23 protein-coding genes are annotated in these 26,951 nt (G+C 56.0%); 13 read left to right on the forward strand and 10 right to left on the reverse strand.

What is annotated here, in order from left to right:
- Window positions 1–135: 135 nt before the first annotated feature.
- A complete protein-coding gene (locus V1587_RS17545; protein ID WP_024908170.1) occupies window positions 136–1,605 on the reverse strand; it encodes an amino acid permease in 1,470 nt (489 codons plus the stop codon).
- A 169-nt stretch (window positions 1,606–1,774) separates the two neighbouring features.
- Window positions 1,775–2,641, reverse strand: coding sequence for a DNA-binding transcriptional regulator YeiE (yieE, locus tag V1587_RS17550; RefSeq protein WP_024908171.1), 867 nt, complete (start codon window positions 2,639–2,641; stop codon window positions 1,775–1,777).
- Window positions 2,642–2,738: 97 nt separating this feature from the next.
- Here yieE and V1587_RS17555 point away from each other — a divergent pair, with 97 nt between their 5' ends.
- Both V1587_RS17555 and nfo read left to right on the forward strand, forming a co-directional pair.
- On the forward strand, window positions 2,739–3,785 hold the full coding sequence (locus V1587_RS17555) for a YeiH family protein (protein ID WP_371897294.1): 1,047 nt from the start codon (window positions 2,739–2,741) through the stop codon (window positions 3,783–3,785).
- A 64-nt stretch (window positions 3,786–3,849) separates the two neighbouring features.
- Window positions 3,850–4,707, forward strand: coding sequence for a deoxyribonuclease IV (gene nfo, locus V1587_RS17560; RefSeq protein WP_023294038.1), 858 nt, complete (start codon window positions 3,850–3,852; stop codon window positions 4,705–4,707).
- Window positions 4,708–4,783: 76 nt separating this feature from the next.
- On the opposite strand, the gene fruA is transcribed toward nfo, so the two are convergent.
- The 3 genes from fruA to fruB are packed head-to-tail and all read right to left on the reverse strand — an operon-like array spanning window position 4,784 to window position 8,554.
- Window positions 4,784–6,469, reverse strand: a complete 1,686-nt coding sequence (fruA, locus tag V1587_RS17565; protein WP_371897295.1) for a PTS fructose transporter subunit IIBC — start codon at window positions 6,467–6,469, stop codon at window positions 4,784–4,786.
- A gap of 16 nt (window positions 6,470–6,485) precedes the next feature.
- Window positions 6,486–7,424: a 1-phosphofructokinase gene (fruK, locus tag V1587_RS17570; RefSeq protein ID WP_008500936.1), complete on the reverse strand. Its 939-nt coding sequence runs from the start codon at window positions 7,422–7,424 to the stop codon at window positions 6,486–6,488.
- Window positions 7,424–8,554, reverse strand: coding sequence for a fused PTS fructose transporter subunit IIA/HPr protein (gene fruB, locus V1587_RS17575; RefSeq protein WP_096150815.1), 1,131 nt, complete (start codon window positions 8,552–8,554; stop codon window positions 7,424–7,426). Before fruB ends, fruK begins: the two co-directional genes overlap by 1 nt.
- A 361-nt stretch (window positions 8,555–8,915) precedes the next feature.
- Here fruB and setB point away from each other — a divergent pair, with 361 nt between their 5' ends.
- Window positions 8,916–10,097: a sugar efflux transporter SetB gene (gene setB, locus V1587_RS17580; protein WP_371897296.1), complete on the forward strand. Its 1,182-nt coding sequence runs from the start codon at window positions 8,916–8,918 to the stop codon at window positions 10,095–10,097.
- On the opposite strand, the gene V1587_RS17585 is transcribed toward setB, so the two are convergent.
- Window positions 10,094–10,348: a YkgJ family cysteine cluster protein gene (locus V1587_RS17585; protein ID WP_371897473.1), complete on the reverse strand. Its 255-nt coding sequence runs from the start codon at window positions 10,346–10,348 to the stop codon at window positions 10,094–10,096. The genes setB and V1587_RS17585 overlap by 4 nt on opposite strands.
- Window positions 10,349–10,512: 164 nt before the next feature.
- Between V1587_RS17585 and yeiP the strand changes: the two genes are divergently transcribed.
- On the forward strand, window positions 10,513–11,085 hold the full coding sequence (gene yeiP, locus V1587_RS17590) for an elongation factor P-like protein YeiP (protein WP_008500940.1): 573 nt from the start codon (window positions 10,513–10,515) through the stop codon (window positions 11,083–11,085).
- A gap of 117 nt (window positions 11,086–11,202) precedes the next feature.
- Here the strand turns inward: yeiP and uxuA are convergent, their stop codons facing one another.
- The gene (uxuA, locus tag V1587_RS17595) at window positions 11,203–12,393 is read right to left on the reverse strand and encodes a mannonate dehydratase (protein ID WP_371897298.1); all 1,191 of its coding nucleotides are present in this window, start codon (window positions 12,391–12,393) and stop codon (window positions 11,203–11,205) included.
- A 205-nt stretch (window positions 12,394–12,598) separates the two neighbouring features.
- On the opposite strand from uxuA, the gene V1587_RS17600 reads away from it, so the two are divergent.
- The 9 genes from V1587_RS17600 to yejF all read left to right on the forward strand — a co-directional run bounded on the left by V1587_RS17600 (window position 12,599) and on the right by yejF (window position 24,190).
- Window positions 12,599–14,065, forward strand: a complete 1,467-nt coding sequence (locus V1587_RS17600; protein ID WP_371897299.1) for a mannitol dehydrogenase family protein — start codon at window positions 12,599–12,601, stop codon at window positions 14,063–14,065.
- Between the two features lie 122 nt (window positions 14,066–14,187).
- On the forward strand, window positions 14,188–15,174 hold the full coding sequence (locus V1587_RS17605) for a GTP-binding protein (RefSeq protein WP_371897300.1): 987 nt from the start codon (window positions 14,188–14,190) through the stop codon (window positions 15,172–15,174).
- A gap of 33 nt (window positions 15,175–15,207) precedes the next feature.
- Window positions 15,208–15,921 carry a phosphatase PAP2 family protein gene (locus tag V1587_RS17610; RefSeq protein WP_219321814.1) on the forward strand — a complete coding sequence of 238 codons (714 nt, stop codon included), beginning with the start codon at window positions 15,208–15,210 and terminating at the stop codon, window positions 15,919–15,921.
- A 415-nt stretch (window positions 15,922–16,336) separates the two neighbouring features.
- Window positions 16,337–16,906: a bifunctional murein DD-endopeptidase/murein LD-carboxypeptidase gene (gene mepS / locus V1587_RS17615; protein WP_008500946.1), complete on the forward strand. Its 570-nt coding sequence runs from the start codon at window positions 16,337–16,339 to the stop codon at window positions 16,904–16,906.
- A gap of 127 nt (window positions 16,907–17,033) precedes the next feature.
- Window positions 17,034–18,590 (forward strand): cyclic di-GMP phosphodiesterase, encoded by a 1,557-nt coding sequence (locus tag V1587_RS17620; protein ID WP_371897301.1) that lies wholly within the window; start codon window positions 17,034–17,036, stop codon window positions 18,588–18,590.
- Between the two features lie 74 nt (window positions 18,591–18,664).
- Window positions 18,665–20,470: an extracellular solute-binding protein gene (locus V1587_RS17625; RefSeq protein WP_371897302.1), complete on the forward strand. Its 1,806-nt coding sequence runs from the start codon at window positions 18,665–18,667 to the stop codon at window positions 20,468–20,470.
- Window positions 20,471–20,479: 9 nt separating this feature from the next.
- Window positions 20,480–21,574, forward strand: a complete 1,095-nt coding sequence (locus tag V1587_RS17630) for a microcin C ABC transporter permease YejB (RefSeq protein ID WP_371897303.1) — start codon at window positions 20,480–20,482, stop codon at window positions 21,572–21,574.
- On the forward strand, window positions 21,574–22,599 hold the full coding sequence (locus tag V1587_RS17635; RefSeq protein ID WP_371897304.1) for an ABC transporter permease: 1,026 nt from the start codon (window positions 21,574–21,576) through the stop codon (window positions 22,597–22,599). Before V1587_RS17630 ends, V1587_RS17635 begins: the two co-directional genes overlap by 1 nt.
- A 1-nt stretch (window position 22,600) precedes the next feature.
- A complete protein-coding gene (gene yejF, locus V1587_RS17640; protein WP_371897305.1) occupies window positions 22,601–24,190 on the forward strand; it encodes a microcin C ABC transporter ATP-binding protein YejF in 1,590 nt (529 codons plus the stop codon).
- A gap of 3 nt (window positions 24,191–24,193) precedes the next feature.
- Here the strand turns inward: yejF and V1587_RS17645 are convergent, their stop codons facing one another.
- The 3 genes from V1587_RS17645 to rsuA all read right to left on the reverse strand — a co-directional run bounded on the left by V1587_RS17645 (window position 24,194) and on the right by rsuA (window position 26,737).
- Complete coding sequence (locus V1587_RS17645; protein ID WP_008500952.1) at window positions 24,194–24,538, reverse strand: YejG family protein; 345 nt, start codon at window positions 24,536–24,538, stop codon at window positions 24,194–24,196.
- 279 nt (window positions 24,539–24,817) lie between these two features.
- Complete coding sequence (locus tag V1587_RS17650) at window positions 24,818–26,014, reverse strand: Bcr/CflA family multidrug efflux MFS transporter (protein WP_045402783.1); 1,197 nt, start codon at window positions 26,012–26,014, stop codon at window positions 24,818–24,820.
- A 15-nt stretch (window positions 26,015–26,029) separates the two neighbouring features.
- On the reverse strand, window positions 26,030–26,737 hold the full coding sequence (rsuA, locus tag V1587_RS17655; RefSeq protein WP_371897306.1) for a 16S rRNA pseudouridine(516) synthase RsuA: 708 nt from the start codon (window positions 26,735–26,737) through the stop codon (window positions 26,030–26,032).
- Window positions 26,738–26,951: the final 214 nt, after the last annotated feature.

Below are 26,951 nucleotides of genomic sequence, written 5' to 3' on the forward strand. Positions count from 1 at the left end.
ACACGCTTATTTTTGATAACGATAAAGCAAACGATAATTATTATCAATTAAATTGTTAGGAAATATATCTTTGTTTCAGAATGCAGGAATAAAAAAACCCGCTCGAATGAGCGGGTTAAAAGAGAGGAATTGCGGTTATTGTTTAAATCGTTCCGGGAATTCCATTTCACTGTAGCGAACGAATTTTGTTCCTTTCGTCAGCTTGTAGCCAAACCAGATAACGAGGAACAGCGGGATACCAATGTAGGTTGCCGTGACGGCGCCCCAGTCAATGGTGTCCGCCAGGAACGCTTCATAGTTCTGTCCAAGCGTAATGATCAGGCACAGAATGAAGGCGAAAATGGGACCCAGCGGGAAGAACCCTGAGCGATACGGCAGCGAGTTAATATCGTGACCCTGTTTGACGAAGCCACGGCGGAAACGATAGTGACTAATGGCAATCCCCAACCAGGCAATAAAGCCCGTCATCCCGGACGTGTTAAGCAGCCACAGGTAAACCGTCTGGTTGCCAAACATGGAGGTCAGGAAGCACAGACCGGCAATCACCGTGGTGGCATACAGCGCGTTACGCGGTACGCCGCCGCGGGACAGCTTCGCGAAAATACGCGGTGCTTTACCGTCGCATGCCAGCGTGTAGAGCATACGGGTGGACGCGTACATCCCGGAGTTACCGGCTGAAAGCACAGCGGTCAGGATAACGGCGTTCATCACTGCCGCGGCAGAAAGCAGACCGGCGTGCTGGAAGACCAGCGTGAACGGACTGACGCTAATGTCTTTAACATCATTACGCAGCAGGCTTGGATCGGTGTACGGGATGATCAGGCTGATAATCAGGATCGCGAACACATAGAACAGCAGGATACGCCAGAAGACCTGACGAACCGCGCGCGGAATATTCTTCTCCGGGTTCTCTGACTCACCGGCAGCGATACCAATCAGCTCGGTCCCCTGGAAGGAGAAGCCGACAATCATCGCCACGCCAATCATTGCCGACAGCCCACCGGCAAACGGCGCATCGCCTGTTGTCCAGTTACTCCAGCCCGCAGGTTCTGCGCCTTTGAAAATACCAACGATCATCGCCACACCGACGACGATAAAGATGATGACGGTTGCCACTTTGATCAAAGAGAACCAGTATTCCGCTTCGCCGAAACCGCGCACGGAGATGTAGTTCAGCAGGAAGATGACGGCCAGGAACAGGGCGCTCCAGATCCAGCCCGGCGTATCCGGGAACCACCAGTTCATCACCAGCTGTGCGGCGACAAGGTCAACGGCGATAGTGACCGCCCAGTTGTACCAGTAGTTCCAGCCCAGCGCGAAGCCGAAGCCTTCTTCAACGTATTTTTGACCGTAGGTCGAGAACGAACCGGATACCGGCATGTACGCGGCCAGTTCGCCGAGACTGGTCATCAGGAAGTACACCATCAGGCCAATCAGGATATAAGAGAAAAGTGCCCCACCCGGGCCGGCTGCCGAAATCGTTGCGCCAGAGGCAACGAAAAGACCTGTACCGATTGAGCCGCCAATGGCGATCATCGTCAGGTGACGCGCCTTGAGTTCACGACGTAGCGTGGGCGCTTCTGTGGTTTTAATTTCTGAAACCATATGAAAATGCTGTCCATTTAATAAATGAGGCGCGATTGTAGCAGACGATCCGCGTTCCTTCCGGCAGAAATACTCAGTTATAAGAGAGCTTCATGACTCGGCCAGGATTATAAGTAAAGCATAATTTTTCCCTCTCCCCGTTGGGGAGAGAGTCAGGGTGAGGGGAAGATTACATCTCGCAATAGCGCAGAAAACGCTGCAGCGAGCTGGAAAGGTGTTTCTGGCGGTGATGAATGCACCATAGCGTGCGCACCAGCTTCGGCAATGGAACCGGGATTTCAACCAGCGACCCCGTTTCAAGCTGTTCGGCAATGACGCGCCGGGAAAGACAGCTGATCCCCAGTCCATGACGCACCGCGTGCTTGATGGCCTCAGAGTTCCCCAGCTCCATCCCTAACTGGAAATGCGGCAGATGGGAAAGCAGCAGATAATCGACAATTTCACGCGTGCCGGAGCCCTGCTCGCGCAGGATCCACTGCGCCTGCGCCAGCCGTTCCAGCGTCACCTCGCCCTGCAATAACGACGAGGCCGGAGACGCAAACACCACCAGCTCATCTTCCAGCCAGGGCTCGGCAATGATATCGACGTTATGGCAGGGTCCTTCGATGAGGCCAATATCCACGCGGAAATCGATCACCGCGTTGATGACGTCCTGGCTATTACCCACGCTCATCTCCAGCGGCAGGGTCGGGAAATCCCGGCGGTAGCGGGCAATCACTTCAGGCAGGATGTAGTTTCCGATGGTGCTGCTGGCGTAGACGCGGATCGCGCCGTTGTCTTCGCGGAACAGCTGCTCGATTTCGATAGCCTGCTCGAGCAGCGCCAGCGCGCGTGGATAAAGAAGACGACCGTGCTCGTTGACCACCAGACGCTTCCCTACCCTGTCAAAAAGCTGAACGCCCAGCTGTCCTTCTAGATCGGTCAATGCCGCGCTGACCGCAGACTGTGAGAGCGCCAGCATTTGTGACGCCTGGGTCGTCGAGCCGCTTTTCAGCACCTCGGCAAACACTTCCAGCTGACGCAGAGTAATGTGCATGGTTGCTTACCACTTATATAGATTGATTATAAGTATATAATCAATTTTATTTTTAAGCCAGTGCGCCGTAACCTTTAGCCAGACAAAGGAGAAGGTTATGTCAGAAATCACCTTACAACATCATCGTACAGTGTGGCACTTCTTGCCGGGTCTTGCGCTCAGCGCTGCAGTCACCGCCGTAGCGCTATGGGGCGGCAGCATCCCGGCCATCGCAGGCGCAGGTTTCAGCGCGCTGACGCTCGCCATTTTGCTCGGCATGGTCGTGGGAAATACCGTTTATCCACATATCTGGAAATCCTGCGACGGCGGCGTGATTTTTGCCAAACAGCACCTGCTGCGCCTTGGGATCATTCTTTACGGCTTCCGTCTCACCTTCTCGCAAATTGCGGATGTGGGCGTGAGCGGGATCGCCATCGACGTTCTGACCCTGACCAGCACCTTTTTACTGGCCTGCTTTATCGGTCAGAAAGTGTTTGGCCTGGACAGGCAAACCAGCTGGCTGATCGGTGCCGGGAGCAGTATCTGTGGCGCAGCGGCGGTGCTGGCAACGGAACCCGTCGTTAAAGCCGAAGCCAGCAAGGTGACGGTGGCGGTAGCGACGGTGGTGATCTTCGGTACGCTGGCGATTTTCCTCTACCCGGCGATGTATCCGCTGGTTGCCCACTGGTTTAGCCCGGAAACCTACGGCATCTATATCGGTTCGACCATGCACGAAGTGGCCCAGGTGGTGGCGGCAGGACATGCCATTAACCCGGACGCCGAAAACGCGGCGGTGATTGCCAAAATGCTGCGCGTGATGATGCTGGCCCCGTTCCTGATTTTCCTCGCCGCGCGGGTTAAGCAGCTGGCACCGGCAGACAGTAGCCAGAAGAGTAAAATCACCATTCCGTGGTTTGCGATCCTGTTCATCGTGGTGGCTATCTTTAACTCCTTCCACCTGCTGCCGAAAGCGGTGGTGGATATGCTGGTGACGCTGGATACCGTTCTGCTGGCGATGGCCATGGCTGCCCTGGGGGTGACCACGCACGTCAGCGCGCTGAAAAAAGCCGGTGCAAAACCGCTGCTGATGGCGCTGGTGCTCTTTATCTGGCTGATTGTCGGCGGCGGTGCCATTAACCTCGCGGTGCACAGCCTGATGGCATAAACCACTACGTCCTTCTCCTGCTAACCCGCTATCATAAGCGTTTCGGGTTAGCAGGAGTTTTTTTATGAAATATGTTGGAGCGCACGTCAGCGCTGCAGGTGGCCTTGCGAATGCCGCCATTCGTGCCGCCGAAATTGAGGCGACCGCTTTCGCCCTGTTCACCAAAAATCAGCGCCAGTGGCGCGCCGCACCGCTCACCGCTGAGGTGATTGATGATTTCAAAGCCGCCTGTGAGAAATACCGCTACGGGCCAGGCCAAATCCTTCCCCACGACAGCTACCTGATCAACCTTGGTCACCCGGTTGAAGAGGCGCTGGAAAAATCCCGCGAGGCGTTTCTTGATGAAGTTCAGCGCTGCGAGCAGCTGGGGCTGACGCTGCTGAACTTCCATCCGGGCAGCCATCTGATGCAGATCGATGAAGATGCCTGCCTGGCGCGCATTGCCGAGTCCATCAACATCACCCTGGACAAGACCAAAGGCGTCACCGCGGTGATTGAGAATACCGCCGGTCAGGGCAGCAACCTCGGCTTTAAGTTCGAACATCTGGCGGCGATTATCGACGGCGTGGAGGACAAATCCCGCGTCGGCGTGTGCATTGATACCTGTCACGCGTTTGCCGCCGGTTATGACCTGCGCACCACCGAGGCAACAAAAAACACGTTTGATGAGTTCGAGCGCATTGTGGGCTTTAAGTACCTGCGCGGAATGCACTTAAACGATGCGAAAAGCGCCTTTGGCAGCCGCGTTGACCGCCACCACAGCCTCGGCGAAGGCAACATTGGGCACGATGCGTTTCGCTTTATTATGCAGGACGCCCGCTTCGACGGTATTCCGATGGTGCTGGAAACCATCAATCCGGACATCTGGGCAGAAGAGATTGCCTGGCTGAAGGCTCAGCAAACCGCTGAACAGGCGGCATAAAAAAAGCCGGGTGCGTAGTGCAACCCGGCTTTTTTTGTAGGTCGGGTAAGGCGAAGCCGCCACCCGACATCTTATTTTACGCTGCTTTTGCCACGACTTCCGCTTCCGGACGTTTCAGCACCGCGTAAGAGAGACCCGCCACCAGCGTACCGGCAACAATCGCCAGCAGGTAGCCCAGTACCGGCGTGATGGCGCCAGGGATCAGCAGCACGAACAGACCGCCGTGTGGTGCCATCAGCTTCGCACCGACAGCCATAGAGATCGCCCCCGTTACCGCACCGCCTACGATACAGCACGGCAGCACACGCATTGGGTCACGCGCCGCGAACGGAATCGCCCCTTCGGTGATGAAGCACAGACCCAGCACCAGCGCGGCTTTACCGCCTTCCTGCTGCGCTTTATCGAACTTACGACGGGCAATAATCGTCGCCAGGCCGAGCGCCAGCGGAGGCACCATGCCTGCCGCCATGATCGCCGCCATCGGCGCGTAGGTCTGGGTACTCAGCAGGCTAACACCAAAGGCGTACGCCGCTTTGTTCACCGGACCCCCCATGTCGGTACACATCATGCCACCGAGAATTGCACCCAGCAGAACCGCATTCGCGGTACCCATGGTTTGCAGCCAGTGGGTCAGACCCGCCAGGATGCCCGCCACCGGCTTACCAATCAGGTAAATCATCGCCAGACCGACCACCAGGCTGGAAATCAGCGGGATGATCAGGATCGGCTTCAGCGCTTCCATGCTCTGCGGCAGCTTCAGCTTCGAACTAATCAGCTTCGCGACGTAACCCGCCAGGAAGCCGGCGATGATACCGCCGATAAAGCCGGAACCGGTGCTCACGGCCAGCATACCGCCGATAAGACCCGGCGTCAGACCCGGGCGGTCAGCAATGGAGAAGGCAATAAAGCCCGCCAGTACCGGCACCATCAGGGCGAAGGCTGAGCCGCCGCCGATCTGCATCAGCGCAGCCGCCAGCGTGCCTTGTTCTTTAAAGGCGGTGATACCAAACGCGAATGAGAGAGCGATACACAGACCGCCCGCAACCACCATCGGCAGCATGTAAGACACGCCGGTCAGCAGGTGACGATAGGCGCCTGCGGACTCTTTCTTCCCTTCCGTCGCGGTCTGACGCGCGCCGGTTGCCTGATACGGCTTCGCTTCGACCAGCGCTTTATCAAACTCCTGCGCGGTTTTTTTCAGCGCCAGGCCGGTGGAGGTACGGTACATTGGCTTACCGGCAAATTTCGCCAGGTCCACTTCGATATCCGCCGCTACAATCACCAGATCGGCCTCAGCCACTTCTTCAGGGGTGATCGCGTTGCCGGCACCGACGGAGCCGCGCGTTTCAACTTTTACCCACCAGCCGCGTTTTTTCGCTTCGGTTTCAATGGCTTCAGCTGCCATAAAGGTGTGAGCTACGCCTGTCGGGCAGGCCGTCACAGCCACGATACGTTTAGGACCGGTGGCCGCAGCCGGTGCCGCTGCGACAGGCGCGCTGTAGACAGACGCGTGACCTTTAGCTTCGCTCAGGAACAATTCCGGGTGTGCCACCGCGCGATTAATATCGCCCAGCCACACTTTTTTACCGTTCAGCGCACTGTCAGCCGGGATTTTGTCGCCCAGTACAATGGCCAGTTCTGCATCGCCTGGATTATCGATAATGTCCAGATGTGCTTTTTGTGCCGCCGCGCCCAGCAAGGTCTTCGCCATATAGGCGCGAGCCTGTCCGAGACCGGAGTCAATGATCAGCAGCGTTTTCATTATTCCTCTCCTGCTGTTAGTTAAAAGGTTTTAAGTCAACGCGCGCCATCATCGCGGCTAACTGGGTACGATCGGTAATACCGACATTGCTCTGGCTGACGGCCAGGGCAGCAACGGCAGTGGCAAGACGTAAGGTATGTTCACTGGATTCACGCATCAGCAGACCATAAATCAGGCCGCCAACCATGGAATCCCCTGCGCCAACGGTACTCACAACTTCCATTGACGGCGGTTTGGCGATCCATTCGCCAGACGCGTTAACCCACAACGCGCCTTCTGCACCAAGAGAGATCACCACGTGAGCGATACCCTGCTCGCGCAGCGCATGGGCAGCGTCAATCACATCTTTTAATTCTGGCAGCTTACGACCCGCCCAGATTTCCAGTTCGCGGCGATTCGGCTTCACCAGCCACGGCGAGGCTTTCAGGCCCGCAACCAGCGCGTCACGGCTGCTGTCAAAAATGATGCACGGGCACTGGCTGCGCAGGCGCGTCATCCAGTCGGTAAAGGCTTCCGGACTCACGCCGGACGGCAGGCTGCCGCTGACGCAGACCATGTCAAACTGACCCAGCCAGGTCAGCGAGTCGTTTACAAAACGTTCCCAGTCCGACGGCGTCACTTCGAAGCCAGAGAAGTTCAGGTCGGTTACTTCACCGTCTTTCTCCGTCAGCTTAACGTTAATACGGGTACGGCCCTGAACAACCTGAAAACGGTTGGCAATGCCCAGCTCGCTGAACAGCTGCTGGAAACCATCCTGGTTGTCTTTACCGAGGAATCCGCCCACGGTGACATCGATACCGAGATCCTTGAGCACTTTCGCGACGTTAATCCCTTTACCCGCAGCATGCAGGCCAGTGGTACGCACGAGGTTGACTTCGCCGCGCTCAATTTCCGGGCAAAATCCTACCAGGTCATAAGCCGGGTTCAGCGTAATAGTCGCAACACGTCTGCTCATTATGCGCCCTCCCCCAGACCTGCCGCGATGGCGTCGCCAATCGCTTTCAGCGCCTGTTCAGCATCAGCACCCTGCGCGGTGAAACGCAGACGGTGACCTTTCTTCACGCCCAGCGCGACCACTTTCATCAGACTACGGCCGTTGGCCGGTTTGCCCGTGCCGTCAAGATTCGCCACGGTAATCTCACTCTCGAATTGTTTAATGGTATTCACCAGCATGGTGCCCGGACGGGCATGCAGGCCGTGTTCGTTACGTACCACGAACTCAGCTGTCTGCACGTCTTCAGTCGGCGCATCATCACTGGTCAGCAGCGCCAGCACGGTGGAGGCATCAGCGTTCAGCAGCTTTTCAGCTTTGTTGTTCAGCAGCAGGTCGCCCAGACGCTTCAGCACGGAAACCGGCTGTTCATCGTTCATCGCCACGGTCACCAGCATGGCCGCGCGCTCGCCTTCTACGTCAAACGCGTTGGCCGCGCGGCTCACGGCGATAGCGCTGCGCAGGTTGCCTTCAGCACTGTCGTTCAGCCAGATACCCTGACCCAGATTCAACGGCTTATCGTTAATCACGCGCGTCACAAAGGTGGCATCCGCCGCGCCGGCTTCTTTCAGACGACCCGCGTTCAGCGCCTGCAGCGTTACCAGATCGGAGGCAACCACATCCAGCGTTAGCGTTTCATTATCCAGTTTCAGCGCTTCGCTCTGTTTTTCGCCCATCAGCAAGGCGCGCAGCTCTTCCGCGGTGGTTGCAGACTTAAGCTGTTCAGCCACATCGTCATCGCTCAGGACATGCGTCAGCTGACGCAGCAGACCTAAGTGTTCGTCGCTGCTGGCCGCGATACCGATCGCCACATAGGCCACCTGACCGTCTCCCCAGAGCACGCCCTGCGGGAACTGGTAAACCTGAACGCCAGTTTTCAACACCTGATCGCGGGTGTCGGTGGTGCCGTGCGGAATGGCAATGCCATTGCCGAGGAAGGTTGAGGTCTGCTGCTCGCGCGCCAGCATGCCGTTGACATAGCCGTCCGCGACGTTACCCGCCTGCACAAGCGCAGCGGCAACCTGGCGAATAGCCTCTTCTTTATCCCCGGCCTGAGCGCCCGGGTGGATATCCTGAACAGATAACTGGAACATGGTTCTCCACTCCTGCTGAACTTGAATCGTTTCAGCTTTAATGAGAAAAAATGCGCTAGCCTGCTCCGTTTGTTAAAACAAGATAGCGCTGAAACGTTTCAAAAAGTCTTGCGCTTTCTGCAATGTCTTGCAAGAAAACTCGTATTTCAGATTGCAGAATTTAGAGATACAGCACATTTCTTCTTCGTTCAGCTGAATTTTGCTGAAGTTCAGCAAGTCAGTTTCAGCTAAGGTCAGCCGGGTGAGAGGTAAGTTGAAATGCCATTTTGATTTTTCGTGGCATCATTGACCGCACCCACTGTTTATTTTTTAGCTGACGGCGTACACTCCGCCCCTCTCTGCTACTCGCTAATTATAAAACATGCATAACACCCCTGCGGCTGCCTCGCCGAAGCCCTTTGATTTAACCTCAGCGGCCTTCCTGATTGTTGCCTTCTTCACAGGCATTGCCGGTGCGTTACAGACGCCGACGCTGAGCTTATTTTTGACCAATGAGGTGCATGTTCGTCCGGCGCTGGTTGGCTTCTTTTTTACCGGAAGCGCCATCATAGGCATCCTGGTCAGCCAGTTTCTGGCGGGACGATCCGACAGAAAAGGCGATCGTAAAAGCCTGATCGTTTTCTGCTGTCTGCTGGGGGTCATGGCCTGTGTTCTGTTTGCCTGGAACCGCAACTACTTCATTCTGCTTTTCGTCGGGGTATTCCTGAGCAGCTTTGGCTCGACGGCAAACCCGCAGCTGTTCGCCCTTGCCCGCGAACACGCCGACCATACCGGACGTGAAGCGGTGATGTTCAGCTCCGTCATGCGTGCGCAGGTGTCGCTGGCTTGGGTGATTGGCCCGCCGCTGGCTTACGCGCTGGCGATGGGTTTTGGCTTTACGGTGATGTACCTGAGCGCGGCCGTTGCGTTTGTGGCGTGCGGCGCGCTGGTGTGGTTCTTCCTGCCGTCCATGCGCAAAGAGCCGAAAGTGGCAACGGGCGTGCTGGAAGCGCCGCGCCGTAACCGCCGCGATGCCCTGCTCCTGTTCGCGGTCTGCACGCTGATGTGGGGCACCAACAGCCTGTATATCATCAATATGCCGCTGTTTATTATTAATGAGCTGCACCTGTCGGAGAAGCTGGCGGGCATCATGATGGGCACCGCGGCCGGGCTTGAGATCCCGACCATGCTTATCGCGGGCTATTACGCAAAGCGCTTCGGGAAACGTTTTTTAATGCGCATCGCCGCGGTAGCCGGTCTGCTGTTCTATGTCGGTATGCTGACGGTACATACGCCGGGGCTGTTGCTGGCTTTACAGCTGCTGAACGCCATCTATATTGGCATTCTCGCCGGGATAGGCATGCTCTATTTTCAGGATCTGATGCCGGGCCAGGCAGGCTCAGCCACCACCCTTTATACTAATACCACCCGCGTGGGCTGGATTATCGCGGGCTCAATGGCCGGTGTCGTGGCCGAAATCTGGAACTATCACACGGTGTTCTGGATTGCGCTGCTGATGTGTACGCTGACGATCGGCTGCCTGGCGAAGATTAAAGACGTTTAAGGCGCGGTGAGCTTTTCAAGGTCAAGAAGGTACGTCATCGCCTGCTCTCGCGTGCTGCCGCACATTTCGGCAGCGGGCTGAAGTCCGGAGCAGACTTTCGGGCGCAACGGTGAGCCAAAGATCATGCACAGGTTGGTTTCCGAGAGCTGAACGCAGCGGGTATTGGCAGGCTTGCCCTCGGGCATTCCTGGAATGGGGCTTGAAATGGACGGTGCAGTACAGCACGCGCCACAATCGGGACGGCAATCCATAAATGCTCTCTTTCGCTGGCGAACGCCCGTACGGTCGGGCATCGCGCGCACAGTAACACCTTTTGCGTATTGATAGCAAAAGCCACGAATTCCTCTTGCCTGAAAGGCCGCGCGCGAGTAATTTGGCGCGATATTTTTTACCTCCCGTAAACAGGATTACTGCAATGCCAAGAGCGAACGAAATTAAGAAAGGTATGGTGCTGAATTACAACGGCAAACTGCTGATTGTGAAAGATATCGACATTCAGGCACCAAGCGCCCGTGGTGCAGCTACGCTGTACAAAATGCGTTTCGCCGATGTGCGTACCGGCCTGAAGGTGGAAGAGCGCTTTAAAGGTGACGATATCGTCGATACCGTGACCCTGACCCGTCGCTACGTTGATTTCTCCTACATCGACGGCAACGAATACGTGTTCATGGACAAAGAAGATTACACCCCGTACATCTTCACCAAAGATCAGATTGAAGAAGAGCTGCTGTTCATCCCGGAAGGCGGCATGCCTGACATGCAGGTTCTGACCTGGGACGGCGTGCTGCTGGCGCTGGAACTGCCTCAGACCGTCGATCTGGAAATCGTTGAAACGGCACCAGGCATCAAAGGCGCATCAGCGAGTGCGCGCAACAAACCGGCTACCCTGACGACCGGTCTGGTTGTGCAGGTGCCGGAATACCTCTCCGCTGGCGAGAAGATCCGCATCCATATCGAAGAAAAACGCTATATGGGTCGCGCTGACTGATTGCGGCTTTTGTCGGGTGGCGCTACGCTTACCCAACCTACGAAAAAACCGGCCCTGAAGCCGGTTTTTGTGTTTTTGTAGGCCGGGTAAGGCGAAGCCGCCACCCGGCAATTCCGGTTACAGAAGCTCCGGATACTTCGTCATCTTCAGCGCCAGCTCCACGCCGCGCACTTCCGCCATCCCTTTAAGACGACCAATCGCCGAATAGCCCGGATTGGTTTTCTTACGCAGATCGTCCAGCATCTGGTGGCCGTGATCCGGACGGAACGGAATAGGACGCACATCGCCCGCCTGCTTACGACGCGCCTCTTCCGCCAGAATAGCGTCCACCACCGCGACCATATTCACATCGCCACCCAGGTGCGCCGCCTCGTGGAAGGTTTTTGGGTTCTCTTCACGGCAGGTCGCGCGCAGATGCGTAAAGTGAATGCGGTCGCCGAAGGTTTCAATCATCCGCACCAGATCGTTATCCGCCCGCACGCCGTAGGAGCCGGTACACATGGTGAAGCCGTTATAGATGCTGTCGACCGTCTCTTTCAGCCACTGCATATCTTCAATCGTGGACACGATACGCGGCAGGCCGAGGATTGGACGCGGTGGATCGTCCGGATGCACGGCCAGACGAACCCCCACCTCTTCCGCGACAGGCACAATTGCGCGCAGGAAATACGCCATGTTTTCACGCAGCTGCTGCTTATCTATATCGCCGTATTCCGCCAGGCGCGCGCGGAACTGATCCAGCGTATAGCCCTCTTCGGCACCCGGCAGGCCCGCAATAATATTTCGGGTCAGCTTTTCGATATCTGCGTCACTGGCGGCGTTAAACCACGCGAGCGCATGCTGCTGCTCTTCCGCGGTGTAATCCGCGTCTGCGCCAGGGCGTTTCAGAATGTGCAGTTCGAATGCCGCAAAGGCAATCTGATCGAAGCGCAGCGCTTTCGAGCCGTCCGGCATCTGATATTCGAGGTCGGTACGCGTCCAGTCGAGGATGGGCATGAAGTTGTAGCAAACCGTATCAATACCGCAGGCCGCGAGGTTACGAATGCTCTGCTGGTAGTTAGCAATCCAGGTCTGGTACTCCCCTGAGTGGGTTTTGATATCTTCATGAACAGGAATGCTTTCCACCACAGACCATGTCAATCCCTTCTCCGCCAGCAGCGCCTGACGCGCCTGTATTTCCTCTACCGGCCAGACCTGACCGTTAGGAATATGATGCAGCGCCGTGACGACACCCGTTGCGCCAGCCTGACGCACATCATCAAGAGAAACCGGATCGTTCGGCCCGTACCAACGCCAGGTTTGTTCCATTGCCTCACCCTCTTAAGTTGTTATACCAATATGTGTTACTGCAATGACGACTACCATACATGTTTGCCGCTAAGGGTCAACATACCGCCGCACATTGATTGATCAAACTCACATAACGGGGATATTTACGGCTCACCAATTTTATTTGCTGTCATATAACTTTACACTGACATTGTTAATTAATGGTTAATCAGGTGTGTATCTCATGAAGACAATTGCCTCCGCCGCCCTTCCTGCCCGGGTTCAGCAACCGCGTTACGATCGTCAGCAACTGCGCTCCCGCATCGTCCACTTTGGCTTTGGCGCGTTTCACCGTGCGCACCAGGCCTTGTTAACAAATAGGGTGTTGAATGAAAAAGGCGGCGACTGGGGGATTTGTGAGATTAGCCTCTTCAGCGGCGATGTGCTGATGAGCCAGCTTCGCGAGCAGGATCACCTGTTCACCGTGCTGGAGAAAGGGGCTGAAGGAAATGAGGCGATTATCGTCGGTGCCGTCCACGAATGCCTGAACGCAAAGCTGGACTCCCTGCCCGCCATTATTGAGAAATTTTGCGAGCCTCAGGTCGCAATTGTATCGCTCACCATCACGGAAAAAGGCTATTGCATCGATCCCGCGAGCGGAAAACTCGATCTGAATAACCCCCGGATCGTCCACGACCTTGAAAACCCCTCAGAGCCACATTCGGCCCCAGGGATCCTGGTCGAAGCCCTCCACCGCCGCCGCGAGCGCGGCTTGCCTGCGTTTACCGTGCTGTCCTGCGACAATATCCCTGACAACGGGCACGTGGTGAAAAACGCGGTGCTGGGCATGGCGCAAAAGCGTTCCGCGGCGCTGTCTGAATGGATTGATAGCCACGTGAGCTTCCCGGGGACGATGGTCGACAGGATTGTGCCCGCCGCGACAGACGCCTCGCTTGCGGAAATCACCGACGCGCTCGGCGTGGAAGATCCTTGCGCCATCAGCTGCGAACCTTTCATTCAGTGGGTGGTGGAAGATAATTTTGTCGCCGGTCGTCCGGCCTGGGAAGTCGCGGGTGTCCAGATGGTGCAGGATGTTCTGCCGTGGGAGCAGATGAAATTACGCATGCTCAACGGCAGCCACTCTTTCCTGGCGTATCTAGGGTACCTCGCGGGCTACGCCCATATTAATGAATGCATGGAGGACGCGGCGTTCCGTGAAGCTGCCCGTCGGCTGATGCTGGACGAACAGGCCCCCACGTTACGTATTAAGGATGTCGATCTCACCGCCTACGCCGATAGCCTGCTGGAGCGCTTTGCCAACCCGGCCCTCCAGCATCGGACCTGGCAAATCGCGATGGACGGTAGTCAGAAGCTTCCGCAAAGAATGCTGGACGGGATCCGCGTTCATCTTGAGCGAAAAACACCGTGGCCGCTGCTGGCCCTGGGCGTGGCCGGCTGGATACGCTACGTCAGCGGTACCGACGACCATGGCAACGCGATTGAGGTTCGCGATCCCCTCAGCGATAAAATCCGCGCCATCGTCAACGCCAGCAGCGGCGCCGACCGCGTTAACGCGCTGCTGGGGCTGAGTGAGGTCTTTGGTCAAGATCTCGCGCAAAACAGCGTTTTTGTGGAGGCAGTCAGCCAGGCCTATCAGCGTATTACCTGCCACGGCGCGCGTCAGGCTGTTATCGAAACGTTAAATCTTTAACGATTATTGCCCTTAACGCGAACGGATAAGACCTCCGTTCGCCCTTCCCCTTCTCACAGGACCCGTTTTTCGCCAGGATAGAGAGAAGTGTTATAGCATCACAATTCTCATCTGGAGCGCACGTGACCAAAACCAACCTCATCACCGGTTTTCTCGGCAGCGGTAAAACCACCTCAATTCTCCACCTGCTGGCGAATAAAGATCCGGCCGAGAAGTGGGCCGTGCTGGTCAATGAATTTGGCGAGGTGGGCATTGACGGCGCGTTGCTGTCATCCAGCGGCGCAATGATTAAAGAGATCCCCGGCGGATGCATGTGCTGCGTCAATGGCCTGCCGATGCAGGTCGGACTCAATACCCTGCTGCGTCAGGGCAAACCTGACCGCCTGCTGATTGAACCGACCGGACTGGGTCACCCGAAGCAGATCCTCGATTTACTGACCGCCCCGGTTTACGAGCCGTGGATCGATTTGCGCGCCACTCTATGCCTGCTCGATCCGCGTCAGCTTCTGGATGATAAGGCGGTGGCTAACGAGAACTTCCGCGATCAGCTCGCCTCGGCGGACGTTATCGTCGCCAACAAGGAAGATCGCGCCACGGCTGAAAGCCAGGCCGCGCTGGACGCGTGGTGGCAACATTTTGGTGGTAACCGCATGCGGGTGCAGACCACCCAGGGGAATATTGATAGCGCCCTGCTTGACCTTCCACGCCTGAACCTCACGGCGTTGCCTGCCAGCGCGGAACATGCGCACAGTCACCCGGTTAAGCAGGGTTTAGCCGCTCTCAGCCTGCCGGAACATCAGCGCTGGCGTCGTAACCTGAACAGCGGCCAGGGATATCAGGCCTGCGGATGGATTTTTGATGCTGAAACCGTTTTCGACACCATCGGGATCCTCGAGTGGGCTCGCCTTGCGCCCGTCGATCGCGTGAAAGGGATCATGCGCACGCCGGACGGACTGGTGCGGATCAACCGCCAGGGCGACGATTTCTTTATTGAAACGCAAAACGTGGCGCCGCCTGACAGCCGAATAGAGTTAATTAGTGCGGTTAACGCCGACTGGAATGCCCTCCAGTCCAGCCTGTTGAGGATTCGTTTAAGTTCGGGCGGCTAACGTTGCCCCAGTTTTCACTCTATGCAGAACGTTATGACAACTCGATTTCCCCTGATATTACTGCTTAATGTCGCCGGTCTGGCGCTTTTCTTCTCCTGGTATATCCCGGCGGATCACGGTTTCTGGTTCCCGCTGGATTCTGCCATTTTTCACTTCTTCAACCAGGAGCTGGTGAAGAGCAACGCATTTTTATGGCTGGTGGCGATTACGAACAACCGCGCCTTCGACGGCTTCTCGCTGCTGGCCATGGGCTGCCTGATGCTCTCTTTCTGGCTGAAAGAGGATAAAGCCGGGCGTCGGCGTATTCTCATTATCGGTCTGGTGATGCTGCTGTTTGCCGTCGTCATAAACCAGCTGGCAACCGCGATTATTCCGGTTAAGCGTTCAAGCCCAACGCTATTCTTCACCGATATTTATCGCGTCAGCGAACTGCTGCATATTCCAACAAAAGATGCGTCGAAGGACAGTTTCCCCGGCGATCACGGCATGATGCTGCTTATTTTTTCCGCAATTATGCTGCGCTATTTCGGCAGAAAAGCCTTTGCCATAGCCCTGATTATTTTTGTGGTTTTTGCCTTCCCGCGCGTAATGATTGGCGCTCACTGGTTCACCGATATTGCCGTCGGTTCGCTCTCCGTGGCGCTGATTGCGCTGCCGTGGTGTTTGATGACCCCACTGAGCGACAGGATAATAGCGCTGTTCGATCGCTATCTTCCTGGTAAAACGCAACAACAATTAAACAAATAACTAACCTAAATTTAGGTGGGCTATCAGGGATCGACATGATCCCTGATAGCGTTCTCGCCGCGATCTTTTCCCGCTGTCATTTTCTCGTCATCATATTCATGATAAAAATGAAGCAATTGCACACTGGCGCAGCGGATCCGTCGCTATTTTGAGCAATTCTATGTTTTTACTTTCTGTATCACATTTTCTTATAAAAAAAAGGCTTTTTTTTCTCGCAATACCCCTGGCAATCGGTTAATCTCGAACTCGTTTTGCCCCATAGAGATAATTATTTCACTGGCGAATAATTTTGTGCGCTGTGCCACAAATGTGACCAGAAAGAATTGTCTCAATGTGAACAGATAATTAGTCTCGTCACGTTTGGCATTTTTATAACGATATTTGTCGTTAAGGACTTCAAGGGATAATAAACAAAATGGTCAAATCTCAACCGTTTCTGAGATATATCTTACGGGGGATCCCGGCGATAGCAGTCGCGGTACTGTTGTCTGCATGTAGTACATCGAACACCGCAAAGAATATGCATCCTGAGACGCGTGTTGTGGGAATGGAAGATTCCTCGTCACTGCAAGCCTCTCAGGATGAATTTGAAAATATGGTACGTAATCTGGACGTGAAGTCCCGCATTATGGACCAGTATGCTGACTGGAAAGGCGTGCGCTATCGTCTTGGCGGCAGCACAAAAACAGGTATTGATTGTTCCGGTTTTGTACAGCGTACTTTCCGCGAGCAATTTGGGTTAGACCTTCCGCGTTCGACCTATGAACAGCAGGAGATGGGCAAGTCGATTTCACGTACCAAATTGCGCACCGGTGATTTAGTCCTGTTCCGTGCCGGTTCTACAGGTCGACATGTTGGCATCTACATTGGTAATGACCAGTTCGTACATGCCTCCACCAGCAGCGGTGTGACCATTTCCAGCATGAATGAACCGTACTGGAAGAAGCGCTACAACGAAGCACGCCGCGTACTGACCCGCAGTTAATATGACTATTGTATCGTTGGTTATCCCTTGGCTGACGATATGATGAAAAAAAGCACTGCTTCGGCAGTGTTTTTTTTTGCCCGTTACACTGAATACATCCAGCGGCATTTCAGGAATCACGACGTCTATGCTCACCCGCTACTTCTCCAGTAATCGTAAGATACTGATCCTCAGTATTATCACGGGTCTCATCACCGCCCTGCTCCTGGGTTCCCTGCAATTTTCCTGGAGTTACCACAAGCGGGAAGCCAAATTCGACACTCTGGTGAATGATGTGAGCGCCTATATGGGGAGCTATTTCGACGATTTAAAAAAAGCTGTCAATGTTCTCCAGCCCCTCACACTGAACACGTGCCACGACGTCAATCAGGAACTCACCTCACGCGCGGCCTTCAGCATTAACGTTCGCGCCTTCCTGCTGGTCAGGGACAAAATGGCGTTCTGCTCTTCCGCCACAGGCCCAATGAATGTCCCGATGGAGACGCTGATACCTGAGCTGAATATCGATAAACCGATCGATATGGCGCTGCTTCCGGGTACCCCAATGCTGCCTGATGAGCCTGCAATTGCGATCTGGTACCGCAACCCATTAGTAAAGGGCGGCGGTGTGTTCACTTCAGTGAATATTAATCTGACGCCTTACCTGCTCTATACGGAGCGCCAGGACGAGTTCGCGGGTATAGCCATCATCATCGGCGATAACGCGTTGTCGACGCAGTCCAGTACCCTGGTTCATGCGCACGAGTTACATGACATCCCGGTCCGTACCGCGACGCTTAAAGACGTTCCCCTGACCATCAACCTGTATGCGGACGCATGGACCAGTGATGAAATTCTCTACGCCGTGTTCTTCGGGCTGGTATGCGGCATTTGTGCCGGATCGCTCAACTACTACATCCTCAGCATTCGGCTCAACCCGGGTAAAGAGATTTTAAGCGCCATTAAGCGCGGTCAGTTTTACGTGGTTTATCAACCCGTCGTTGATGCCAAATCGCTCCAGATGACCGGGCTTGAAGTGCTGATGCGCTGGAAACACCCGACAATGGGTGAAATTCCGCCGGACGCGTTTATCAATTTTGCCGAAGCGCAGAAGCTGATCGTCCCGCTGACGCTGCATCTCTTTGATCTTATTATCGACGATGCGCCCGTATTACAAACGCTGTTACCTCCGGGCGCAAAGGTGGGCATCAACATTGCGCCGGGACATCTGCACGCGGAAAGCTTTAAGGACGATATGCGCACCTTCAAAGCGCTACTACCGCCGGATTATTTCCAGATCGTGCTGGAAATTACCGAGCGCGACATGCTCAATCATCGGGAAGCCAACAGCCTCTTCGAATGGCTGCACAACGAAGGGTTTGAGATAGCCATTGATGATTTTGGTACCGGCCACAGCGCGCTGATTTATCTTGAGCATTTCACCATGGACTACCTCAAGATCGACCGCGGTTTTGTTAATGCGATTGGCACTGAGACCGTGACGTCGCCAGTGCTGGATGCCGTCCTGACGCTGGCAAGACGACTGAATATGTCGACCGTCGCTGAAGGGGTAGAGACGCCGGAACAGGCGGCCTGGCTGCGCGAACACGGCGTTAACTTCCTGCAGGGATACTGGATTAGCCGCCCGATGCCGCTGGCGCAGTTCCGCGAATGGCGGCCTGATATTTCGCCCGAAGGCGATTAATTTCACATTGCCCGCGACGTCACTTATTATTCAGCTTAACCGAGCCGGTCTGTAAAAGAGGGAGCTGCCGCGAGATGCTTATGCGCTTTATGTTGCTGATGTTGGCATTCACGAGCCTGTCCAGCCAGGCGCAAGCCATCAAAGAAAATATCGCCTTCGCGGTGATTGGCGAGCCGAAATATGCGGTCAATTTTACGCACTTCGATTACGTTAACCCTGCCGCGCCGAAGGGCGGAAAGGTTACCCTTTCCGCCACGGGAACCTTCGACAACTTCAACCGCTTCGCCCTACGCGGCGTGGCGGCAGCGCGGACGGAATCGCTTTACGATACGCTCTTTGTCACGTCGGATGATGAACCCGGCAGCTACTATCCGCTGATTGCCGAGAACGTGCGTTACGCCGATAACTTCGCCTGGGCGGAAATCTCGCTTAACCCGCGAGCACGTTTTCACGATGGCACACCGGTTAAGGCCAGCGACGTTGCGTTCACCTTCCATAAATTCATGACCGAAGGCGTCCCCCAGTTCCGCATCGTGTATAAAGGGGCTTCCGTCAGAGCCATTGCGCCGCTCACCGTACGCATCGAGCTGAGCGAACCGAACAAAGAGAATATGCTCAGCCTGTTCTCGCTGCCGGTAATGCCGGAATCGTTCTGGAAAAATCATAAGCTGAGCGACCCGCTTTCGACTCCCCCACTGGCAGGCGGCCCCTACCGCATCACCGACTGGCGCATGGGGCAATATGTCGTCTATTCCCGCGTCAAAGACTACTGGGCGGCCAATCTGCCGGTAAACCGCGGGCGCTGGAACTTCGACACTCTTCGCTATGATTACTACCTCGACGATAACGTGGCGTTTGAAGCGTTCAAAGCCGGGGCCTTCGATTTGCGCGTCGAGAGCAGCGCCAAAAACTGGGCGACCCGCTATATCGGTAAAAATTTCGCTAAAGGCTATATCGTCAAAGACGAGCACAAAAATGAGTCTGCGCAAGACACGCGCTGGCTGGCGTTTAATATTCAGCGCCCGGTATTTAATGACCGCCGGGTGCGGGAAGCGATATCTCTGGCCTTTGATTTTGAATGGATGAACAAAGCGCTGTTTTACGGGGCTTACAGCCGCACCAACAGCTATTTCCAGAACACAGAATATGCCGCGCGTGATTACCCGAAAGCCGACGAGCTGGTCCTTCTGGCGCCGCTGAAAGCAGAGCTGCCCCCGCAGGTTTTCACCACCGTGTTTCAGCCGCCCGCATCGAAGGGTGACGGCTACGACCGTGACAACCTGCTGAAGGCCAGCAAGCTGCTGGATGACGCGGGCTGGCACCTGAAGAATCAAAAGCGTGTTGATGCCAAAACGGGCAAGCCTCTCAGCTTTGAGCTGCTGCTCTCGTCCGGAGGCAACGATCAGTGGGTGCTGCCGTTTAAGCACAACCTTGAGCGGCTGGGCGTGACCATGAACATTCGCCAGGTTGATAACGCGCAGATCACCAGCCGCATGCGCAGCCGCGATTACGACATGATGCAGCGCCTGTGGCCGGCGCAGCCGTGGCCCAGCTCGGATCTGCAAATCTCCTGGGCTTCCAGCTACATCGACTCCTCGTACAACGCGCCGGGGGTAAAAAGCCCGGCGATTGATGCGCTAATTGCGAAAATAGTTGCGGCGCAGGGGGATAAAGAAAAGCTCCTGCCGCTCGGACGCGCCCTCGACAGGGTTTTAACCTGGAACTACTACATGCTGCCGATGTGGTATATGGGCGAAGATCGCCTTGCGCGCTGGGACAAGTTCTCCGTGCCTGCCGTGCGCCCTGTCTATTCCCTGGGCTTTGATACCTGGTGGTATGACGTTAACAAAGCCGCCAGACTTCCCGCTGAGCGGCGATAAGGAATCATAATGGGTGCTTATCTTCTCCGCCGTCTCCTGCTGGTTATTCCCACCCTGTGGGCCATCATCACGATTAACTTTTTTATCGTGCAAATCGCCCCCGGCGGCCCGGTCGATCAGGCTATTGCCGCCATTGAATTTGGCAACAGCGGCGGCATGCCCGGCGGCGGCGGTGAAGGGATGGGCGCCAGCCATGCGCGAACCGGCGTAGGGAATATCAGTGAAAGCCACTACCGCGGCGGACGCGGGCTGGATCCGGAAGTGATCGCCGAGATCACCCACCGCTACGGCTTTGACAAACCGATTCACGAGCGCTATTTCAAAATGCTCTGGGATTACATCCGCTTTGATTTTGGCGACAGCCTGTTTCGCAGTGCGTCAGTGCTGACGCTGATCAAGCAAAGCATGCCTGTTTCGATCACGCTGGGGCTGTGGGGAACGCTGATTATCTATCTGGTCTCTATACCGCTCGGGATCCGCAAAGCGGTGTACAACGGCAGCCGGTTCGATATCTGGAGCAGCACGTTCATCATTATCGGCTATGCCATCCCCGCGTTTCTGTTTGCCGTCCTGCTGATCGTCTTTTTTGCCGGGGGAAGTTATTTCGACCTCTTCCCGCTGCGGGGGCTCGTCTCCGCCGATTTCAGCTCCCTGCCCTGGTACCAGAAAATTACCGACTATCTCTGGCATATTACGCTGCCGGTTCTGGCAACGGTCATTGGCGGGTTTGCGGCCCTCACCATGTTGACCAAAAACGCCTTTCTCGATGAAATTCGTAAACAGTACGTCGTCACGGCCCGCGCCAAAGGCGTGAGCGAGAAGCAGATCATGTGGAAACACGTGTTCCGCAACGCCATGCTGCTGGTGATCGCCGGGTTTCCGGCCACGTTCATCAGTATGTTTTTTACCGGCTCGCTGCTGATAGAGGTGATGTTCTCGCTCAACGGCCTGGGGCTGCTGGGCTATGAGGCCACCGTGTCGCGCGATTATCCGGTAATGTTTGGCACACTCTATATATTTACCCTGATTGGCCTGCTGCTGAATATCATCAGCGATATCAGCTATACGCTGGTCGATCCCCGAATCGATTTTGAGGGCCGATGATGCCGCGTTTAAGCCCCGTCAACCAGGCCCGCTGGGCCCGCTTTCGCCACAACCGCCGCGGCTACTGGTCGCTGTGGATTTTTACCGTGCTGTTTGTTTTAAGCCTGTTTTCAGAACTGATCGCCAACGACAGGCCGCTGCTGGTGCATTTTAACGATCGCTGGTACGTGCCGGTCATCGCCAATTACAGCGAAAGCGACTTTGGCGGCCCGTTTGCGACACCGGCGGAGTATCAGGATCCGTGGCTTCGCCAGCAGATTGAGCAGCACGGCTGGGCGCTCTGGGCGCCGGTGCGCTTTGGCGCAAACAGCATTAACTTCGCCACCACGACCCCCTTCCCTTCCCCGCCCTCCGCGCAAAACTGGCTGGGAACGGATGCTAACGGCGGCGACGTGCTGGCACGCATCCTGTACGGCACGCGAATCTCGCTTCTCTTTGGACTGATGCTGACGCTCTTCTCCAGCTTGATGGGCGTCGTTGCGGGCGCCGTTCAGGGCTACTACGGCGGGAAGATTGACCTGTGGTGTCAGCGCATTATTGAAGTCTGGTCAGGCATGCCGACGCTTTTTCTCATCATCCTGCTTTCCAGCGTCGTACAGCCCAACTTCTGGTGGCTATTAGGCATCACCGTCCTGTTCGGCTGGATGGCGCTGGTGGGCGTGGTGCGGGCGGAGTTTCTGCGCACCCGCAATTTCGACTATATTCGCGCCGCTCAGGCGCTTGGCGTGAGCGACCGCGGGATCATTTTCCGCCATATGCTGCCCAACGCCGTGGTGGCAACGCTCACCTTCCTGCCGTTTATTCTGTGTAGCTCCATCACCACCCTCACCTCGCTGGATTTTCTCGGTTTCGGGTTACCGCTGGGTTCCCCGTCGCTTGGCGAACTGCTGCTCCAGGGCAAGAACAATCTTCAGGCGCCGTGGTTAGGCATCGCCGCGTTTCTTTCCGTGGCCGTGCTGCTGTCGCTGCTGATTTTTATTGGCGAAGCCGTGCGCGATGCCTTTGATCCGAACAAGGCGGTATAAGATGACCCAGCCCCTGCTCAGTATTGATAACCTGTCGATTGCTTTTTCAAAGCAGGACGAGACGCGCACCGTGGTCAGCGACCTGACGCTGCAGATCCAGCGCGGTGAAACGCTGGCCCTGGTGGGTGAATCGGGTTCAGGAAAGAGCGTTTCGGCGCTGTCCATCCTGCGGCTGCTGCCCTCTCCGCCGGTGAGCTACCCGCAAGGGGATATTCTGTTTCACGGCCGTTCGCTGCTGCACGCCGACGAACAGACCCTGCGCGGCATTCGCGGCAACAAAATCGCGATGATCTTCCAGGAGCCGATGGTATCGCTTAACCCGCTGCACAGCCTGGAAAAACAGCTCTATGAAGTGCTCTCCCTGCACCGTGGGATGCGCAAAGAGGCCGCGCGGGGAGAAATTCTGGATTGTCTTGAACGCACAGGCATACGCAATGCGGCCAAACGACTGAATGATTTTCCGCACCAGCTCTCCGGCGGCGAACGCCAGCGCGTGATGATCGCCATGGCCCTGCTCACGCGCCCCGAACTGTTGATAGCCGACGAGCCCACAACGGCGCTGGACGTGACGGTACAGGCGCAAATACTGACGCTGCTGCGGGAACTGCGTGACGAGCTGAACATGAGCCTGCTGTTTATCACGCATAACCTGAGCATTGTGAGAAAGCTGGCCGACAGCGTCGCGGTGATGCAGAACGGACGCTGTGTTGAACAGAATACGGCGTCAACGCTGCTGAGCGCACCGCAGCACCCCTATACGCAGCGGCTGCTCGACAGCGAACCTTCCGGCGACCCGATTCCTCTCGATGCGGACAGCACGCCGCTGCTGCGCGTTGAGGATCTGTCCGTCTCGTTCCCGATCCGCAAAGGTATCCTGCGGCGCATTGTCGATCGGAATCTGGTGCTGAAAAACATCCGCTTCTCGCTGCGCCCGGGGGAATCCCTGGGACTGGTGGGCGAATCCGGCTCGGGTAAAAGCACCACCGGTCTGGCGCTGCTGCGCCTAATCGCCTCGCAGGGCGAGATCCTGTTTGACGATATGCCGCTGCACCGCTGGAACCGCCGCCAGATGCTGCCCGTGCGGCCCCGCATGCAGGTGGTCTTTCAGGATCCCAACTCCTCGCTTAACCCACGGCTCAGCGTGTTGCAGATTATCGAAGAGGGTCTGCGCGTGCATCAGCCCGGGCTGAGCGCTCAGCAGCGAGAGCAGGAAGTTATGCGGGTGATGGCCGAAGTGGGCTTAGATCCCGAGACCCGCCACCGCTATCCGGCTGAATTCTCCGGCGGTCAGCGCCAGCGTATCGCCATTGCCCGCGCGCTGATCCTGAAACCAGAGCTGATTATTCTGGATGAACCGACGTCGTCGCTGGACAGGACCGTTCAGGCGCAGATCCTGGCGCTACTGAAAGGGCTACAGGAAAAGCACCGGCTGGCCTATATCTTTATCAGCCATGATTTGCAGGTGGTGCGGGCGCTATGCCATCAGGTGATTGTGTTGCGACAGGGAGAGGTGGTCGAGCAGGGTGATTGCCAGCGCGTATTTAGCGCGCCAACGCAGCGCTACACGCGCCAGCTGTTGTCGTCAGACTAGCGCTCAGAACGGGTACTGGCCGGAGAAAGGCTCGGCAATGGCAACGCCGAAATTTTTCAGGCGGCAGGTGGCGGCAAACTCGTCCTGGCTTTTCACAAACAGGCACGGCTCCCCTTCGCACTCCAGCACGGAGCTGTCCACTTCGATATCCGTCAGGGCCTGACTGAGACGTTCCATCACCCGCCAGGCATTTTCGTCACTCGGACTCAACAGCTTGAGTGCCACCAGGCAGTTTTCACAGCCCGCGACGTTTTGCGGAATCGGTTCAACTTTCGAACCAGCAAAACCCGCCGACCAGCGATAGCTCTGGGGCAAGCGATGGACAATAGAAAGTTGTAATGTATTCACGTTCGTTCCCCGGAAGCAAAATTTACTTCACAATTTATTTACATTTATAGTAACACATCATCGTCAGCCTGCACTATTCAGCACTTTTTTATCGGTATTCAGGCTCGCGTCGGCGCTATATGTACCCGTTTCTGCGATCTAACTCAACCTTTTTGAATACAATGATGTGACTTTTTACACAAATAGATTTTACATAAAATAAACAAACACGGCATAAACGAACGGGGGTTTGGTTGATATGTATCAACAAAAAAGGCCCTGCCGGGCCTTCTCTGTGTTTTAGTGGGCCGCTTTTCGCGGTCGACTGGCGTAAAGATAGAAGAGTATCGAGCTGGTAGCGCAAAAAGCCATCGCCCACAGCATGGGCCATGCCGTCGTAAAGGTGGCCATCGAAAGTAACGCTCCGACGATAGCGCCGATGCCGAAGCGGAACGTCCCCGCCAGGGAAGATGCGGTTCCCGCCATGTGCGGGAACTCATCCAGGATCACCGCCATCGCATTGGACGACACCATCGACACGCAGCCGACAAAGGCCGCCACGCCGACCACCAGCGCCCAGAAGCCCACGCCCAGAAACGCACTGACCACCAGCCAGATCGCCATCACAAACTGGATCCACAGCCCGGCGCGGAACATGTTCAGCGCCCCCACCCGCCGGACAAAGCGGCTGTTAATGATGGTCATAATGAACAGGAAGACGATGTTAAGCGCAAAGTAATAGCCGAAGTGCTGCGGCGAAACGTGGTTCAGTTCGATGTAGACAAACGGCCCGGCGCTCAGGAAGGAGAACATTCCGGCGAAGCTGAACCCGCTTGCCAGCATATAGCTCAGCACCCGCTTGTGGCGGAACAGCGAGGCAAAGTTGCCGATGGTGGTTCGGATGTGAAACTTCTGGCGACGCTCGACGGGAAGCGTTTCATCAATAAAGAAGAAGATCATCGCGGAGGCCAGCAGCGCGGCCAGGGCCAGGATCCAGAAAATCACATGCCAGCTGAACCACACCAGCACCGCACCACCGGCCATCGGAGCCACCAGCGGCGCAATCGTCGTCACCAGCATGACAAACGACATCATGCGGGAGAACTCTTCTTTCGGGTAGATATCGCGCATCAGGGCGTTAATCACCACGCTTGCCGCTGCCGCCGCCAGACCGTGGAAGAAACGCATGACAATCAGATGATCGATGGTCTGCGCCAGCGCGCAGGCAACCGCTGCGGCCGCAAAGACCAGCGTCCCGCCCAGAATGACCGGCTTACGTCCAAGGCTGTCGGCCATCGGGCCATAAAATAGCTGGCCTAGGGCAAAGCCGAGAATATAGGTGCTGAGCGTCATCTGCGCGCTGCCCGCCGGAACGCCAAACTGCGCGGAAATCACCGGCAGCGCGGGCAGGTACATATCAATAGACAGCGGCATCAGCATGGCCAGCAGGCCAAGAATGAAGACGATTTTGAACGACGAGTGTGGCCTGGTGGTCACAGAGTTCTCCTGAAATTAGTGCGAAGGCAGACCGACGCTGGCGATCTCTTCTTCCGTTAACGGGCGATATTCGCCAGGCGCCAGGTCGGGATCGAGTTCAATCGCACCAATCCGCTCACGATGCAGGCCAACAACGTGGTTCCCCACCGCGGCAAACATACGTTTCACCTGATGGTAACGCCCTTCGCTGATGGTCAGACGGACTTCCGTCGGCGCGATCACCTCAAGCACGGCGGGTTTGGTAAGATCTTTTTCATTATGCAGCTGAACGCCTTTCGCGAAGTGCTCTGCCGTGTCATCCGACACCGGAGACTCCAGCGTGACCAGATAGGTTTTCTCGCAGTGGTGACGCGGGGAGGTGATGCGGTGCGACCACTGCCCGTCGTCGGTCATCAGCACCAGACCGGTGGTGTCGATATCGAGTCGACCTGCGGCGTGCAGCTTGTGCGCCACCGGCTCGTCGAGGAAATAGAGCACCGTCGGGTGATCCGGATCGTCTGTTGAACAAACGTAGCCTTCCGGCTTATTGAGCATGAAGTAGCGCGGACCGTGCTGCTGGGTCAGCGGATTGCCGTCATACTCTACCTGATGGTCAGGTTGCAGTTTGAACGCGCTGTCTCTCACAATGTCGCCATCCACGGTAACGCGGCTGGCGCGAATTTCGCGCCCGGCAATAGCGCGGCTTACGCCGAGTTGCTGAGCGATAAACTTATCAAGTCGCATGAAATCTTTTTAGCCTTAATGGTGCTGGAAGTCGGACAACAGGTCCGAAAAAAGAAGCAGTCTGGAACGGTTCAGTATAATGGTCTGGTTGCGCCACTCAAGGGAAAAAGTTTCGTGGCATACTATCTATACCCTAAATAATTCGAGTTGCATGACAAAACGCCTATAGCGTTTTGAACAGCGCTTGCGCTGGCCCCGTAGGGGCGAGGCCACA

Source organism: Enterobacter sp. ECC-249, assembly GCF_043965265.1.
GTDB lineage: Bacteria > Pseudomonadota > Gammaproteobacteria > Enterobacterales > Enterobacteriaceae > Enterobacter > Enterobacter quasiroggenkampii.

Coding starts and splice junctions, on each gene's coding strand:
- V1587_RS17545 (WP_024908170.1), bottom strand. CDS start 1,605: ATGGTTTCAGAAATTAAAACCACAGAAGCGCCCACGCTACGTCGTGAA.
- yieE (WP_024908171.1), bottom strand. CDS start 2,641: ATGCACATTACTCTGCGTCAGCTGGAAGTGTTTGCCGAGGTGCTGAAA.
- V1587_RS17555 (WP_371897294.1), top strand. CDS start 2,739: ATGTCAGAAATCACCTTACAACATCATCGTACAGTGTGGCACTTCTTG.
- nfo (WP_023294038.1), top strand. CDS start 3,850: ATGAAATATGTTGGAGCGCACGTCAGCGCTGCAGGTGGCCTTGCGAAT.
- fruA (WP_371897295.1), bottom strand. CDS start 6,469: ATGAAAACGCTGCTGATCATTGACTCCGGTCTCGGACAGGCTCGCGCC.
- fruK (WP_008500936.1), bottom strand. CDS start 7,424: ATGAGCAGACGTGTTGCGACTATTACGCTGAACCCGGCTTATGACCTG.
- fruB (WP_096150815.1), bottom strand. CDS start 8,554: ATGTTCCAGTTATCTGTTCAGGATATCCACCCGGGCGCTCAGGCCGGG.
- setB (WP_371897296.1), top strand. CDS start 8,916: ATGCATAACACCCCTGCGGCTGCCTCGCCGAAGCCCTTTGATTTAACC.
- V1587_RS17585 (WP_371897473.1), bottom strand. CDS start 10,348: ATGGATTGCCGTCCCGATTGTGGCGCGTGCTGTACTGCACCGTCCATT.
- yeiP (WP_008500940.1), top strand. CDS start 10,513: ATGCCAAGAGCGAACGAAATTAAGAAAGGTATGGTGCTGAATTACAAC.
- uxuA (WP_371897298.1), bottom strand. CDS start 12,393: ATGGAACAAACCTGGCGTTGGTACGGGCCGAACGATCCGGTTTCTCTT.
- V1587_RS17600 (WP_371897299.1), top strand. CDS start 12,599: ATGAAGACAATTGCCTCCGCCGCCCTTCCTGCCCGGGTTCAGCAACCG.
- V1587_RS17610 (WP_219321814.1), top strand. CDS start 15,208: ATGACAACTCGATTTCCCCTGATATTACTGCTTAATGTCGCCGGTCTG.
- mepS (WP_008500946.1), top strand. CDS start 16,337: ATGGTCAAATCTCAACCGTTTCTGAGATATATCTTACGGGGGATCCCG.
- V1587_RS17620 (WP_371897301.1), top strand. CDS start 17,034: ATGCTCACCCGCTACTTCTCCAGTAATCGTAAGATACTGATCCTCAGT.
- V1587_RS17625 (WP_371897302.1), top strand. CDS start 18,665: ATGCTTATGCGCTTTATGTTGCTGATGTTGGCATTCACGAGCCTGTCC.
- V1587_RS17630 (WP_371897303.1), top strand. CDS start 20,480: ATGGGTGCTTATCTTCTCCGCCGTCTCCTGCTGGTTATTCCCACCCTG.
- V1587_RS17635 (WP_371897304.1), top strand. CDS start 21,574: ATGCCGCGTTTAAGCCCCGTCAACCAGGCCCGCTGGGCCCGCTTTCGC.
- yejF (WP_371897305.1), top strand. CDS start 22,601: ATGACCCAGCCCCTGCTCAGTATTGATAACCTGTCGATTGCTTTTTCA.
- rsuA (WP_371897306.1), bottom strand. CDS start 26,737: ATGCGACTTGATAAGTTTATCGCTCAGCAACTCGGCGTAAGCCGCGCT.